Below are 15,076 nucleotides of genomic sequence, written 5' to 3'. Positions count from 1 at the left end.
TATATGCTTTTTAACATATTTAACTCTAAAATATTATTATAAGTGCATCTTTATAAGGTTATATTTTTAAGATTAAGTTTTACTCTAAATTAATTACATTTAAGATAATGTAGACCTTACATCCTTTTATCCACAAATTAACATATATGAAATATTGAAGCTATAAAACTTAGGATAAAGCTATTCTTCCGTTCTTAACCATAGGCACTATATCTGATGTATCCTTTTTCATACAATACTCTAAATCACCAAGTAAATTTAAGGATTTTATTACATTATAATGCCTTGCCTTCTCTATAAATGATTTTATATCCTTATGGCTTTCATATATATGTTTTGATGTATAGGCTATATCACTTAGCTCAATATCATCAATGATATTTTCTAAAGAACTTATCATATATCCTGCACAAATAAAGTCGTCCATAGAAAACTCCCCATAGGTTCCTGAATTTACAAAGACCACATCTTCCCCTAAAGTTTTAGCTTTTTCTACAACAGCCTTAGCATTAATCATAGCTCCTATTAATAAATGTTTTCCTTTTTCACAGCTCTTTATAGTTCTAGTACCATTAGTGGTAGTCATTACCACAGTCTTTCCTTTAACTAATTCCTCTGTATATTCAAGAGGTGAATTAGAAAAATCAAACCCCTCTATCTTGACAGCTCTTCTCTCCCCACCAAGAATAAATTCTTCTCTATTTTCCTTTGTGTATTCTTTAGCCTCTTCTACTGTTAAAAATGGTATAACTTCTTTTGCTCCATTGTTTAACGCAGTAACAATTACAGAAGTAGCTCTTAATATATCTATTACTACAACTGTTTTTCCTTCTATATCCTTATCTCTTATATGTTCTGCTGAGATAACCACATCTACCTTCATTTAATTAAGCTCCTTCCAAATCAAAAAAGCAATAGTAAAGATTGTAGCTTCCTTGAAATTTCTTATATCATATCCTGTATCTTTAGCAATCTTATCTAACCTATATATTAAAGTATTTCTATGTATATAAAGGTTTTTAGCTGCTTCACTTATATTAAGATTACAACTTATAAATTCCTCTATTGTATTTATCATTTCTTCATCAAAATTACTAAACTTATCCTTAAATTCCTTTAGGTATTCTTTTTTAACCTTATCACTCATACTAAATATAGCTTTCTCAAAAAGCATTTCATTATAATCATAAATATCATTTTTCCCGCCTAATTTTTCTCCTAGATTCATAGCTTCCTTGGCTTCTTCATAAGACTTCTTTATAGACTCTATTGTAAAAGCCTCGCTTCCATAACTTATGGAGCATTTACAACAAAGTTTTCCCGTAATTAATTCTTTGATAGCCTTACATTCCTCTTCAATATTTTCAAAGTTACCTATAGCAAGTAACTCATTATCATATAACATGGTCACTACTTGTTTCTCGTAATAATATGCTTTTAATATATTTAGTGCCTCATACTTGCTACCATCAACCTTAATTAGAATGGATATACCACCTTCTTTAAGGAAAGGTACTATTTCATTTAGCTTGTCCAAGCAAACCTTATTTCCTTGAATAACGTCAATAAAAAATTGTTCTCTTAAATAAAATAATTGAGAGTATCTTTCTTCTATATAATATTTAACAATCGGCATACACAGATGGTATTCTTTGTTCATTACTAAAAAATACTCCTTACTTCCTAAGGATACTTTTACACTAATTCTCTTATCCTCATCTATTTCTTCCCCCAAATAGACTATCTCTCCATCCTCAGTTATTATATTGAACTTAACTACTGACTTTAAACTTAATTCCTCTAAGAAGCTTTTAAAATAGTACATTAAAATTCCCTCCCATTAAGCTACTACTCTATCTATTGTCACTATATTCTTGTAAGGTTATTTAATTAAATCTTAACATATCATTAAGAATTTGTGAAATCCTTTCCTTTATATATAACAAGAAAATTTCATATAATTATAAATAATGCCAAAATTCCTTCATAACTTTAAGGAACTTTGGCATTATTTTAATTATTTATTTTTAACATATTTTCCTTGATATAAGTCATTATCTTCTAAATGTTTATCTATAGCATTTAGGACTTCCCACTTTTTAAGGCTCCACATAGGTCCTATTAAGCTTTCTCTCGGTGCATCTCCTGTAAGTCTATGTATAACTATATTGTCTGGAATTAGGCATATAGCCTTTCCTATAAGTTCTACATATTCTTCTTGTTCTAAAAATTTAAGTCTACCTTCTTCATAATCTTTAACCATAGGAGTATTCTCCATAAGATGTAATAGGTGAAGTTTTATCCCCTGTATGTCTTTATTAACAACATACTTAACTGTATTTAACATATCCTCATGACTTTCCTCTGGAAGCCCAAAGATTGTATGAACTACCAAATCTATATTTCTACTTCTAAGACCATCTACAGCCTTGTCAAATACATCCCTATCATATCCTCTGTTAAAGTTCCTTGCTATATCATCCCTAGAAGTTTGGAATCCAAGCTCTACCCATATATTAATTCTTTTACTAAATTCCTCTAAAAGGTCTAGAACTTCTTCTCCTAAGCAATCTGGCCTAGTAGCTATAGCTAAAGCTACAACACCGTCTTCTTTAATAGCCTCTTCGTATTTTTCTCTCAGTTCATCTATTGGAGCATATGTATTTGTATATGCTTGAAAATAAGCTATGTACTTACCGCTTTTCCATTTCTTATTCATCATATCCTTTATATCATTAAATTGATTAGATATAGATAACCTTCTGCTTCCAGCGAAATCCCCTGATCCATGAGAACTACAGAAAGTACATCCTCCTTTTGCCACTTTTCCATCTCTATTAGGACAAGTAAATCCTCCATCTAAGGATATTTTAAATACCTTTTCCTTATATTTTTCCCTAAGAAAATAGTTTAAGCTTCTATATCTTTTATCTCCCCACATCTTCTGCATAATTTATTCCTTTCACTTAATTAAATAATATATAATTAATAATTACTATCCATTATATATTATACTTTGTCAATCTTAAAGTCCTTTAAGTCAAGTTTATATCTTCCATTTTCTTCTCCATTACCTTTTCCATTGACCTCAAATACAAGACTTTCTTCTTCAAACCTTACAAAGTTAATATTATATCTACTTTTAGGGAACTTATCATCTAATTCTTTGGATTTTATTTCCGATGATTCTGAATTATATAACTTAATATATTTTCCCTCTTGATTTTTATATTGTACACATAAAAATTTTTCTGTCTTTGAAAAGTTTATTAATTCTATATCATCATTTACTAAATCAATACTACTTAACTTTTTTCCTATAGGAATTTCCCTGGGTCCTGATTTACTTGGCTTTGATGAAGAATCACCCCCTTCTTCTTCTCCTCCTCCACCACCTTTTCCACCTTGAGTCTGCATTGAATCATCAATTGTAATTATTGCAACATAGGATTTTCCATTCCCCTTAGTTGAAAGAGCAAGTTTTGACCCTGAATACGCTAAAGTCATTATTCCAAATTCACTTTTAGGAGTTTCTATCCTTTCAATTTTAGCCCCATCAGTTTTAGGATATGCATAATTAGGTATTCCTCCCATATCAACTACAAGGCTAGTTTTAACATTATCCTTTTGCCTAATCCTTATAGTGTTATTTTCTTTAAAGGTTTCTTGAGATTCCGTTGTTGAAATATCTTGAATCTTATATTCCTCATCTTTTTTAGATACCTTTACCTTGTATTCTTCTACCAAAGAATAAGGTCTATCCTTCATAATCTTAGAGGTTTTTATTTTAAATAAACTTGCTTTTCCTATCTCTGTAGAATCATCGATTTTCCATCCCGCTAAAGTTAAGTTGCTCTTACTTTCTATTTTAGTTTTCTCAATTATACTAGTATCTAAATTCTTTTTTGCTTCATCAATATTATTAGTCATAAGTGCATTCATATAATTACTTGCTACATTTTTAGCTATTTGAGTATTAAACTTTTCTTCCTCACTTTTGCTCTCATTATCTTTAGAGGACCCACAACCACTTAATAATATTGTTATTAAAAGAGAAAATAGAATCCATACTTTTCTTCTCACACTTATACCTCCCTAATATAAATTATTTACATGGAATTATACAATGCTTATTCTCTAAGCAAATTGTGGTCAGAGAATAAACTTGAAAGGTTCTTAAATTTACCATAAAAAATTCAGCTGGAGTAAAGTTTCCATATAAATTAATTTTCGTTTTATTATAGTTTTCCAAAAAAAATAATTATAAATTCATTTTTCTCCTATTATCCTTATATATTTATATAGATACAAATATATAAGGAGTGATATTTTGTGAAAAAGGGCTTTACCTTGGTCTTTCAATGTGCTGCTGTGTTTATTGGAACTATTGTAGGTGCCGGTCTTGCTTCTGGTAAGGAAATAACACAGTTTTTTACCTCATATGGATTTCCAAGCTTTCTTGGGATAATTATTTGTGGGGGAATTTATATTTTAATTGGAGGAATAATTAGTACCTTAAGTATTAAATATAACTTAAACTCTTATAATGAATTTATAACCTTCATAAGTCCCGGTTTTCTTGGAAAAATTATAGATATTATAACTGGTCTCTTTCTTTTAAGTGGTGCATCCATAATCTTAGCCGGAAGTGGTGCTCTTTTAAATCAATACTTTGGAGTATCAAAATGGATTGGAATACTACTTATGGCTGCTATTTCTATATTGACCCTCCTTAAAGGAACCAGCGGACTTATAAAAATAAACAGCTTTATAGTTCCTTCACTTATTACAGTAATAATCACTATCTTTACTCTATACCTATTGTTTTATAGAGATATGATAACTATAAACCATTTAACATCAATACCTTATACTAAAAGTAATTGGTTTCTTTCAACTTTATTGTACGCTGGGTTTAACCTTCTTTGTTCCAGTGGAGTTTTAGTTCCTCTAAGCAAGGAATTAAAAAAGGAAAAACATATATTATGGGGTGTATCTATTGGTGCACTAGTTCTTACATTGCTTTGTATATTCATAAACATAATGCTTATGTTAAACCAGCCATATATTAACCAGTATGAAGTGCCTCTTCTTTATATAACTAATAGGTTTGGTAAGTCTATTCAAATTGCTCTTTTAATTATAATTTGGTGTGAAATGTTCTCAACAGAGGTATCAGACATATACAGCATAGCTAAAACCTTAGAACATAAATTTAAAATTCCTTTTAAAAGAGGTATCTTCATAATAGTTTTAATAGCCCTTCCTATCTCTCAAATAGGATTTACTAATTTAATAACTGTTTTATATCCTTTGTTTGGTGGAATAAGTTTAATATTTATGGCTCAACTTCTTTATTTTTTCTTTATAAAAGACAAATAAGGTGAGGATTTCCTCACCTTATCTTCTTCATTTCAACTAAATCTTATACTTTTCTAGGTCTATTTTAAACTGATTAGTAATCTTTTTAAATTCCGAAATATTATTTATAAGTTTCTTTATCTCCTCTGTATACTTAGATACATTGGCACTAACTTCTTCTGAAGAAGCTGAATTTTCTTCTGCAATAGCAGCTAATGATTCTATGGTATCATATATTGAAGTTATAGAATCTGCTTCTTTATTAAGCTCATTTATAGTGGTTATCATAGACTTAGATACAGACTGTATTGATATAGTAGCTTCATAGCTAATATCTCTTACCACTCCTAAACTGCTTGTCTCTGATTCTAATACCTTATATTGGTCATCTATATTCCCAACTAAAACTCCTATATCTTCTACAAATTGAGCAAGATTTGAGTTTATATCTCTAACCGCTTCCTTTGATTGCTCTGCAAGCTTTCTTATGGATTCAGCAACCACAGCAAAGCCTCTTCCTTGTTCTCCTGCCCTTGCTGCTTCTATAGATGCGTTAAGTGCTAATAGATTTGTTTGTTCTGATATATCAGAAACTATGGAAACAATATTAGTTATGTCATTAGCTTTTCCTTGCAGATTGGATCCTCTGTCCTTTACCTTCATAAAACTCTCAAGGGTGTTTTTTATATTTTTAGATGCACTATCCACATTGCTAAAACTATTATTTATCTTACCTATTGCGTCTTCAAGTTCTTTTTTATTTAAATTCTCATTATCAACTATTGCCTTTAAAGCTTCTATATTTCCATTTAATCTTGATACTACTTCTTCTGTATTTTGTGCTTGTTCCACAGCTCCAGTTGCCACCTGTTCAACTACATTAGATATTTCCCCTGATGTATAGTTCATTGTATCTGAAATACTGTTTATTATAGCTACAAAACTATTCATTTCATCTGTTATGCCTTTAAATCCTGTAAAATCTGCTCTTAATGTTTTATTATAGGACTTTATTTCATCATATATTTCTTCAAAAAAATCCATGGTAACTATATTACCATCATGAAAATACTTATTTTCATTTATTCTTTTAAGTTCTTCCATTATTTCATTTTTAGGACCTATTAAAAGAGATGTAACTATAAAACTTATAGCCGCTGATATAACTGATATTATACTTCCCTTCATTACTCCTGTTAACAATATTGATGTTACTAGAGTAGGAATTAAGGTTGCTACTGCTACCTTACCTGGAAGGCTCTTTATAATTCCAAAAGATAATAAGTTATTGAAAAAATACTTTTTCTTATAATATATGTCCTTTTCAAAAGTTAACTTAAGCTTTAAGTAATCACTGCTTCTTTCTATTTCATCTATATGTATTTTCTCCTTAAAATGTATGCAACTTCCACTGAGCAGCCCCATAAAATAATCAAACATTCCTCTTTTAGACCTATATGTAAAATATGCCTCTCTAGAAGATATAGGTTCAATTCCAACTAATGGTGGCTTTGCCCCACTAAACTTTTTAGTCATAACTACATGTATATCATATAAAGATTTTAAGAATGAATATAGATTCTCATGTTCAAAAAGTGCTGGATAATCATTATAGAATGTTTTAAGATTGCTCTCTCCAATACTTCTCCAAAACTTTCCTATTTCTATATTTTGTTTTTTTGCTATATATGCTATAACTGATTTTATCTTATCATCATCTACAGTCTCTATAGGTGTAAAAATCTTATTGCTACTCCAACCAGAGTTTTCCATAGCACTGCTTACAACATCATCTCCATATAAATTTCTACAGGTTTTTATCCATGTAGATACTACTGTTCCTTTCATAAATACTCCCCCTACATATGGTATTTAATATAATTAATTTACTTTATTATTTGTTAATTATTTTGTATATATTTCTCATATTTTATATAAAGTTAAAGAGGGAAAACTCCCTCTTTAACTTTATATTACCTTTAAAGTTTTATCAACTAGTGTTAGTTATTATTTCTTGAATAATTTGTGAACATTAAATTGAAACATTCCCATAAGTTGTAATATCATTAGTTTTATCTTGTATTTTTAACTATAGGTTTTAATATTTATCCCTAACCTATACATATCTTAAGTCACTTAAACTTCAAAATTAATTATTGTATAAAGTAAGTTTTCAGATAAAAAAACTATATATAGATATTAATCTCCCATTTACCTTATGCTATCATCCCAATAGGTAACAGAAGGTACATCTAAAGAGTCATCTCCATCATAAATAACAGGTGGAACAAAGCTTCTCTCTACAAAATTACTACTATCTATCGATCTAAGTTCTGCTATCTCTGTAACACCTACATATATAGCTGATATTCTATACCATGTAGCATAATCTGTATTTCCTGTAGCTGGTAATGCAAAAATTTGTTGGAACTTTCTAACCGCTTCTTTGGTCTTTACTCCATAAACACCATCAACTGCTGACTTAGGTATAGCTGGGTAGTTTTGAGATATTCTATTTAAATATTCTTGTACTGTTCTAACAGCCTCTCCCCTACTACCTAATACTAATGTATAGCCCGGCCATGACCTTGGAACTCCTTCCACCTTTTCTGCTCTAGTTAATGTAAGGTCAGTTCCATAGAAACTAGTTAATATATCAAAAGGTACCTTTCCTTCATCTCCTAAATATTTGCTTCCCCATTGAGTTAGCCATCCTGGACATTTAACCTTTATTCCATCACAATATTGAGCAAGAAGAGGTTGCTTTCTACCTGGTCTTTTCATGTAAGTAGAGAAAATCTCATCAACTATTCTACTTATATTCTCGTATATATTTCTTCCATAATTAAATGCATGATCATAAGCTGTAGAACTTGTTATATCAAAATTTTTCCCCTTTGAAGGATACCATTCTGTATAAATTCTATTTAATGTAAAAGATATTATACAGTATACATTAGCCCTAATTGTGCTCTCTGGCCATGTAGCAAATATTTCACAGGATGCAACATTCTTTATATAGTCAGTAAAAGGCACTGTGTAATTAGGTGCTGATGGATCATTAGGGCTTCCCTGATGTACTATTACGAACTCCGGAACCACCGGCTGTGGTAATACTACTCCCCCTGTTGGCTTAGGAAGAGGTTTATTTGGATCTTCATATATTTTAGGTGGAAAATTTCCTATAAGGGTATTGGGTTCTACTAGTATAATTTGATCATCTACCCTAGTAAGTCCTGTATCAGGTCTTAAGTTAAACTCTTGAAGAGCTACTGTATTTGGATATATCTGTGCTCCCTTTATAAGTGCTGTATTAAACCCTCTGGCTTCTAATCTTAAATCCACAAAACTATATGGTATCTGCCCTGTTGGATTTTGTGAATTTTCAAAAGGTGGCGCATCTATTGGTATAATTTGTGAAACTCCTGATGAATCTGTAACTAAATCAATTTCAGTTTGCCTTGTGGCACTTTCTCCAGTAGGAGTAACTATTATCTTGGCATTATCAATAGGCCTTGCACTACTCCCTTGAAATAGCTGTACTCTTAAATAACCTTCTGGCATAATTTTTCTCCTATTTATTACTAATTCCCTATATAATATGAAAACTTACACTTCTTGGTTACGGCCTAATACCATGTCTTTTATATCCTCAACATTTTTAGGCAAAAACACTGGTTGCTCTTGGCAATGTATACAACTAAATACACTTCTTACACTTTCAAATACCCCTTCTAAATTAAGCATTCCATATCCCCATTCTCTATTTGGATATACATCTCCTGGTCTTTTAGATGCTCCTCTTATTAAATAAGTCTTAAGTTTTGGAGCATATAATGTTGGATCATTGCCATCTACTATTCCCCATTGAAGTAATAAGGCACATGCTGACGCAAGCACTGCTGAACCCACACTTCCTCCACTTACTGTTGTTATCTGCCCACCAGGTAATATAGTCTTTGCTCCGATTCCCCCTGATGTAATATCAGGCTTTATTCTATCATCTCTTGTAAATCCTCTTCCTGCCACTGGAAGTATAGAGTTATTATTTTGATCATAATGGGAAGTAGAAATTATATATCTTCCTGTGGATGGTATAGTTAAAGTTCCGTAAGGAGTTGGATTTAAAAATCTAGTATCCCCTAAAAGCAATCCTTTTTGCCAAATATAGGAGTCAAATCTTCCTGTGACTATATAATCTCCTATAAGTTTAAATTGCCATATACCTTCTTTTAGGTCCTCCATTCTTATCCATATAAGTTCATCCCCTGTAAGTTCTTCTGGAAGATAGTATTCTACAAATACTCTCGTCCCCTCATATATAAACTTTATTTCCTCTATCTCTTGAAGTTTTGCGGGTATTTTCTCTATAACTTCTCCTGATGGTGATATTATTCCTATAGAAACTTTATCAGGCTTTCTAACCCATATTTCTAACACTAACTGCTTTTGTTCCTTAGAAACATTAAGCTCCAATATTTGGAAATCCCCTGTGTTTTCTATAACTCCTGATGAGTGATTTGCTGCGTCCCCTTCATTACCAGTAGATGTTACTGCTACTACCCCCCTTGTTCTTGATACATCATCAATATATCTTTCAATTATACTATTTCCATCATGAGATCCTAGGTTGCTACCTAAAGGAACATATATTACCATAGGCTTATTTAACCTTCTTGCTACAGTAGCTAGATACTTAATTCCTATTATAATATCAGTTTCCTCATATACTGGAACTGGAGTATTTAATACATTATTTGTAGTCTTTAACTTTATAACTACAAGTTCTGCATCTGGTGCTCCGCCCTTTACTTCTGGATTTCTTCCTCTTCCAGCTATAATACAGGACATACTTGTACCATGTCCTATTTCATCCCTAGAAGGCACTATGGTATATGGATCTTCTCCTGATCTTTTTGCCTGTATTGCTCTATTTATTTGCTCCCTTGAGTATTCAGTACCAAAGATTATTCCCCCTGGAGGTTCCCCTGTATTTATAGTTTGATCCCATATAGATATTATCTTTGTGGTATCATCTTCATACATAAATTCCTCACTTAAATAATCTATACCAGTATCTAAAACTCCAATTATTACTCCTCTTCCTGTTAAATTTAGATATGGATTCGTATTGAACTTATTTATATTAGCCGCATCTAAAGGAGAGATATTTAATGTAAATGGGGTCTTAGGCTGAAAATAAACTATTTCTTTAACCCTTCTTAAAAGCTCTCTTTCCTTCCCCCTCTCAACGGTAACCACCGCATAATTTTCATCTAATATAAAAGCACAAGCATAATCTATACTGTCTAATGCTCCAACGATATCTCCATCATATTCCACTATATAGTTTTCATACTTAGGATCTAAATATAACTCTTTGCAAGATGCTCTCATAGTTCTTAAGTCCATATCATCACGATTTATAGCTTTTTCACTTAATAAAACTTGAAATGATGATTGAGCACATAATGTTCCATATCCCCATGTAAAGTTTGGATAGACTAATAAAGGTCTACTACGTTTTGCCCCCTTTATTAAAAAGTACTTTAATCTTTGTCCAAATAAGAAGGGATCATTATTTTTAACTATTCCCCACTCCATAAATAGTGCACACACTCCTGATACTTGAGGTGTTGCCATAGAAGTTCCTGTCTTTGTGTCAAATCTTCTTCCTGGTATAGCTCCCTGTATATTTTCCCCTGGTGCTACTAAGTCAGGTTTTAAAACAATATTACTCTCCCCCCCTCTACCTGAAAATGCTGATATATTGCCTGTTACATGATTATAACTACCTACAGATATTACTTGTTTAGCTGTGGCTGGTATTCCTAAAGTGTTAAAAATATTAGGTTTTAAAAACTTGGTATCTATACTAAGCCCTTCTGCTATAGGCAACCACATATCAAACCTACTAATATCTTCATTTTCTAAATATATGCTTACTGTCCATGTACCAGGTAATAAATAATTTGTATCCCCTGCTAATAATGCTATAGATATCTCTCCTTCTAAATCAAAGGGTTTAGGTCCACTATAGTACATTAAAACCCTATCTCTTCCCGCTCTATTCTCTTTAAATCCTTCATTTATCCTAACCCTTCCTGTGCTCTCTCCTGAAGGATTCTTAACTTCTATACTAATGTTACTAAGAATTCCTTTATAAAGCTGAAGTATTATCCCTGGTTCATCTGGAGCAATAGCTAATGATATATTTTGCTCTGGTCTTAGGTTTCCACCAACATGATGGGATCTATCCCCCTCATTACCAGCAGCAACTACAAAGGTTATATTTTCTACGCTACACACTGTATTTATATACTGTTCAAGTAATGTACTTCCATTATGTGCTCCGTCATTAGTACTAAAGCTAAGATTTATAACTAGAGGCACATTCATCTCATTACTTTTATCTACAAGAAACTTTATCCCTCTCATAATTAATGTACTTTTAGTAAAATTCGCTTGTCCCTCTGGAGTTAGTTTTACCATTGCTATACTACTTTCATATGCTACTCCATAAAGATTCCTATTTATGTTGCCACCAGCACAAGAAATACTTGTTACATGAGTTCCGTGTCCATTAGTATCTACTGAATCCACTATAGTCAATGGATTGGTAGAGGCTATTGCCTCATCTATCTGCCTCTTTGAATAAACTACTCCTCCTTTTGATAAGTCATATATATACTCTATTCTTGTTTTTCCTTCCATATCTCTAAACGCAGGATGCATATAATCTATACCAGAATCTATACCTCCAACTAAAACGCCCTTTCCAGTAAGACCATATAAATCCCAAAGTGGCTCTATACATGATGCCTTATTACTTTGAAGATCTGTTGTAAATAATACTTGAGGAAGCTCTATATAGCTTACCCCTTGAACTTTTGTTATATTATCTAAGTTTTCCACAGGGAATGTAATTATCCCAAAGCCAAAACCTAGATTTTCAAAGGTTCCCCCTAGGTTTTCCACAGACTTATCCACAATATCAACATTATCCCCAACTAAGGCAACAAGCTCCACTTTTCCAGGTAAGAATTTTTCACTCTGTACTATAGATATTAACTTTGCCCTTAAATCAAGAGGTAAATTTAAAAGTAAGTTTAAAGAAGAATTACCCTTTATAGTAATCAGCTCCAAAAATTATTATCATTATATATTTATGTTTAAAATAAAAAATCGCCACCTTATGTTGTAAAAATTTCCATTACAGAAATACTTAACATAAAATGGCGACTTTATTATAACTTTATTTCTAGTTTTAATAACCTTCCAAGAGGTTTTATTTCCTTTATATATGCTGTTTCGGTTCTTATATCTCCCTTATTGCTAAACATTAGAACCTTGGTGTTATCAAGCTTTTTAATATATCTAACAACTACTTTTCCATTGTATTCCACAATGCATATAGAATTGTTCTCTAGTTCCTTTATAGAATTGCAAAATGCTATATCTCCCTTTTGCATTCTATACCCTAGCATATCATCATCTTGAATCTCCAGGAAAAATACCTTATCTGGTGAATAGCCTTCTATCTTATTAGAATGAACAGGAAGCTCACGAGTAGCCTTTACCTTACTTAAGGTGTAATCATATACTGGTATACTCTTAAGTACATCTCCGAAAGCATGGTTCCATACTTCCTTAGCTTCTGCTTCCTTCTTTTTATCCACTGCAGATTTTATACTACTTTTAGGTATTTCAGTATGCACTTCTTCTTCAAAGGACATACTTATATCGTTCATTTCTTTTCCTAAAACCTTAGATACCTTTTGAATAAACTGCTCATTTGCAATCTTTCTACCAAGCTCTACATCATTTACAAAACTCTCAGCAACTCCAAGTTTTTTAGCAAGCTGCTTTTGAGACATTTTACCTTTTTCTCTAGCAGTTTTTATTTTCTCCCCAACTCTACTCAACCTTGCTCTCCCTTTCTATTTCTTATTTTTCTTATACCAATCTCTCTCTTTTATTAAATGTTCAAGTGCAAGGTAATCAAAACTCCATTCATTAGAGTTTTCGGTTACTACAGCTATTATTACGTTCTTTCCCATAGCACCTCTAACAATCTTAAATAGAGCATCTACTTCTCTATCACTATAACCATTTACTAAGATAATTTTTTCCCTAGGAATTTTATTTTCACTTGTTTTGAAATTTTCTCCCTTTATTAAATCCTCTACCTTAGTACCTGTCATCTCTTCACTTACAACTCTATAATCCTTATTGAATGTCTTTAATACGTTTATGTCCTTATTAGCAAGGCCATAAACTAATAACATTTTCTCATCTATCATAACTTACTCTCCTATAATTTCTGTGGCTCCTCGTATTCTACTCCAAAAGTATCTACTACCACTTCTTCCATAACTTGATCTTCTAATGGTCTATCTCTAAAGTCTCTTTCTGTATTAACTATGCTATCAGCATGTTCCATACCTTCTATTACCTTACCAAAAGATGCATATTGACCATCTAGGTGTGGAGCATCCTCAACCATTATAAAGAATTGGCTACCAGCAGAATCCTTGTGCATAGATCTTGCCATTGAAAGAACTCCTTTTGAATGTTTTAAATCATTTTTAAAACCATTTGCTGCAAATTCTCCTTTTATTCCATATCCTGGACCACCCATTCCTGATCCTTCTGGGCACCCCCCTTGAATCATAAATCCAGGTATTACTCTGTGAAATATTTTTCCATTATAGAAACCTTTATTTATAAGGCTTATAAAGTTTTTCACTGTATTTGGTGCTACCTCTGGATATAATTCTGCCTTTATAACCTCGTTATTTTTTAGTTTTATTGTAACTATTGGATTCATATATGTATCTCCTTTCAAACACTAATACTTTTATAATAATTATACATTTTTCAAGAAATTATTCTAGTGGGAAGTTATATTTCTATTATTTCCCTAGAATATTATTCTATAACTACTAAATTTATCTCTTTAATATATTGCTACATTGATAACCCTAACTTTATTCTTATAAATACTTGGAATTCTTTTTTCTTGCCCTATGCTTTCTTGATTCATATTTCTGCCAATAAACATGTTTTTCATCAAATTGAGTCCTTGGCTCTTTTTCTTCTGCTGGATATCCTAAATAAACAACACCTAAAGGAATTACTTCATTAGGTAAATCTAATATTTTATACAATGGTCTAGCTGAACTCTCAACAGGATGTAACCCAATACAAAGGGACCCTAATCCCATACTAGTAGCAGCCAGTAAAATATTTTCTATAGCAGCACTACAATCCTGAATCCAATAATCCCTCACTGGTCCAGACATAGCCAATTTCATATTTCCGCAAACAACAATCATAGCTGGAGCATCATATTGTGCAAAATATAGCTTTTTCTTAATTTCACTTTTTATTTCTTTATCAGTGACAATAATATATTCCCATGGCTTACTATTACAAGCAGTAGGCGCTGCTGTGGCAGCTTTTATTAGTGTTAACAGTATTTCATCTTCTAAATGTTTATCAGAGTATTTTCTTATGCTTCTTCTTTTATACATACACTCAATTACATCCATAATACACCCCATATATTATCCCTTATATACACTATATTTCCATTAATTTCTTCACTCTTCAAATAAATCCCTTTAACTATGGAATATTTCATTATAAAATTTTATATTGGTTTAAATAAAAAAAACAAGTTTCTATATACTAGAAACTTGTATTTCATCTA

At 31.5% G+C, this 15,076-nt stretch carries 12 protein-coding genes; 1 reads left to right on the top strand and 11 read right to left on the bottom strand.

All coding sequences use genetic code 11. The features are described from left to right. Window positions 1–169: 169 nt before the first annotated feature. The 4 genes from BR69_RS0106660 to BR69_RS0106645 all read right to left on the bottom strand — a co-directional run bounded on the left by BR69_RS0106660 (window position 170) and on the right by BR69_RS0106645 (window position 4,083). Complete coding sequence (locus tag BR69_RS0106660) at window positions 170–883, bottom strand: 2-phosphosulfolactate phosphatase family protein (protein ID WP_027632491.1); 714 nt, start codon at window positions 881–883, stop codon at window positions 170–172. Continuing rightward, window positions 884–1,825, bottom strand: a complete 942-nt coding sequence (locus BR69_RS0106655) for a PucR family transcriptional regulator (RefSeq protein ID WP_027632490.1) — start codon at window positions 1,823–1,825, stop codon at window positions 884–886. It lies immediately after the preceding gene. A 192-nt stretch (window positions 1,826–2,017) separates the two neighbouring features. Beyond that, window positions 2,018–2,950, bottom strand: a complete 933-nt coding sequence (gene mnmL / locus BR69_RS0106650) for a tRNA modification radical SAM protein MnmL/YtqA (protein WP_027632489.1) — start codon at window positions 2,948–2,950, stop codon at window positions 2,018–2,020. A gap of 59 nt (window positions 2,951–3,009) precedes the next feature. Next, on the bottom strand, window positions 3,010–4,083 hold the full coding sequence (locus tag BR69_RS0106645; RefSeq protein WP_027632488.1) for an outer membrane protein assembly factor BamD: 1,074 nt from the start codon (window positions 4,081–4,083) through the stop codon (window positions 3,010–3,012). 249 nt (window positions 4,084–4,332) lie between these two features. On the opposite strand from BR69_RS0106645, the gene BR69_RS0106640 reads away from it, so the two are divergent. Continuing rightward, complete coding sequence (locus BR69_RS0106640; RefSeq protein WP_027632487.1) at window positions 4,333–5,382, top strand: YkvI family membrane protein; 1,050 nt, start codon at window positions 4,333–4,335, stop codon at window positions 5,380–5,382. Window positions 5,383–5,418: 36 nt separating this feature from the next. Here the strand turns inward: BR69_RS0106640 and BR69_RS0106635 are convergent, their stop codons facing one another. The 7 genes from BR69_RS0106635 to BR69_RS20090 all read right to left on the bottom strand — a co-directional run bounded on the left by BR69_RS0106635 (window position 5,419) and on the right by BR69_RS20090 (window position 14,915). Then, window positions 5,419–7,209: a heme NO-binding domain-containing protein gene (locus BR69_RS0106635; RefSeq protein WP_027632486.1), complete on the bottom strand. Its 1,791-nt coding sequence runs from the start codon at window positions 7,207–7,209 to the stop codon at window positions 5,419–5,421. A 363-nt stretch (window positions 7,210–7,572) separates the two neighbouring features. Continuing rightward, window positions 7,573–8,925, bottom strand: a complete 1,353-nt coding sequence (locus BR69_RS0106630; RefSeq protein ID WP_027632594.1) for a peptidoglycan-binding protein — start codon at window positions 8,923–8,925, stop codon at window positions 7,573–7,575. A gap of 45 nt (window positions 8,926–8,970) precedes the next feature. Continuing rightward, window positions 8,971–12,507 carry a S8 family serine peptidase gene (locus BR69_RS20095; protein ID WP_034849480.1) on the bottom strand — a complete coding sequence of 1,179 codons (3,537 nt, stop codon included), beginning with the start codon at window positions 12,505–12,507 and terminating at the stop codon, window positions 8,971–8,973. A gap of 101 nt (window positions 12,508–12,608) precedes the next feature. Beyond that, on the bottom strand, window positions 12,609–13,286 hold the full coding sequence (locus tag BR69_RS0106620; protein ID WP_027632485.1) for a S24 family peptidase: 678 nt from the start codon (window positions 13,284–13,286) through the stop codon (window positions 12,609–12,611). 15 nt (window positions 13,287–13,301) lie between these two features. Continuing rightward, a complete protein-coding gene (locus BR69_RS0106615) occupies window positions 13,302–13,664 on the bottom strand; it encodes a DUF3783 domain-containing protein (RefSeq protein ID WP_027632484.1) in 363 nt (120 codons plus the stop codon). 11 nt (window positions 13,665–13,675) lie between these two features. Continuing rightward, entirely contained in the window at window positions 13,676–14,191 is a 516-nt protein-coding gene (locus BR69_RS0106610; RefSeq protein ID WP_027632483.1) for a peptidylprolyl isomerase, read from the bottom strand. A 166-nt stretch (window positions 14,192–14,357) separates the two neighbouring features. Beyond that, window positions 14,358–14,915, bottom strand: coding sequence for a nitroreductase family protein (locus BR69_RS20090; protein ID WP_034849478.1), 558 nt, complete (start codon window positions 14,913–14,915; stop codon window positions 14,358–14,360). Between the last annotated feature and the right edge of the window lie 161 nt (window positions 14,916–15,076).

This window comes from Clostridium hydrogeniformans DSM 21757 (assembly GCF_000686705.1).
In the GTDB taxonomy this organism is placed as follows: Bacteria; Bacillota; Clostridia; order Clostridiales; family Clostridiaceae; genus Clostridium_Z; species Clostridium_Z hydrogeniformans.
This window is presented reverse-complemented; position numbering and strand designations above follow the sequence as displayed.

Excerpts from the sequence above, each read along its gene's own strand:
- mnmL (WP_027632489.1), bottom strand. The coding sequence starts at position 2,950 with ATGCAGAAGATGTGGGGAGATAAAAGATATAGAAGCTTAAACTATTTT.
- BR69_RS0106660 (WP_027632491.1), bottom strand. The coding sequence starts at position 883 with ATGAAGGTAGATGTGGTTATCTCAGCAGAACATATAAGAGATAAGGAT.
- BR69_RS0106655 (WP_027632490.1), bottom strand. The coding sequence starts at position 1,825 with ATGTACTATTTTAAAAGCTTCTTAGAGGAATTAAGTTTAAAGTCAGTA.
- BR69_RS20090 (WP_034849478.1), bottom strand. The coding sequence starts at position 14,915 with ATGGATGTAATTGAGTGTATGTATAAAAGAAGAAGCATAAGAAAATAC.
- BR69_RS0106635 (WP_027632486.1), bottom strand. The coding sequence starts at position 7,209 with ATGAAAGGAACAGTAGTATCTACATGGATAAAAACCTGTAGAAATTTA.
- BR69_RS0106615 (WP_027632484.1), bottom strand. The coding sequence starts at position 13,664 with ATGATAGATGAGAAAATGTTATTAGTTTATGGCCTTGCTAATAAGGAC.
- BR69_RS0106630 (WP_027632594.1), bottom strand. The coding sequence starts at position 8,925 with ATGCCAGAAGGTTATTTAAGAGTACAGCTATTTCAAGGGAGTAGTGCA.
- BR69_RS0106610 (WP_027632483.1), bottom strand. The coding sequence starts at position 14,191 with ATGAATCCAATAGTTACAATAAAACTAAAAAATAACGAGGTTATAAAG.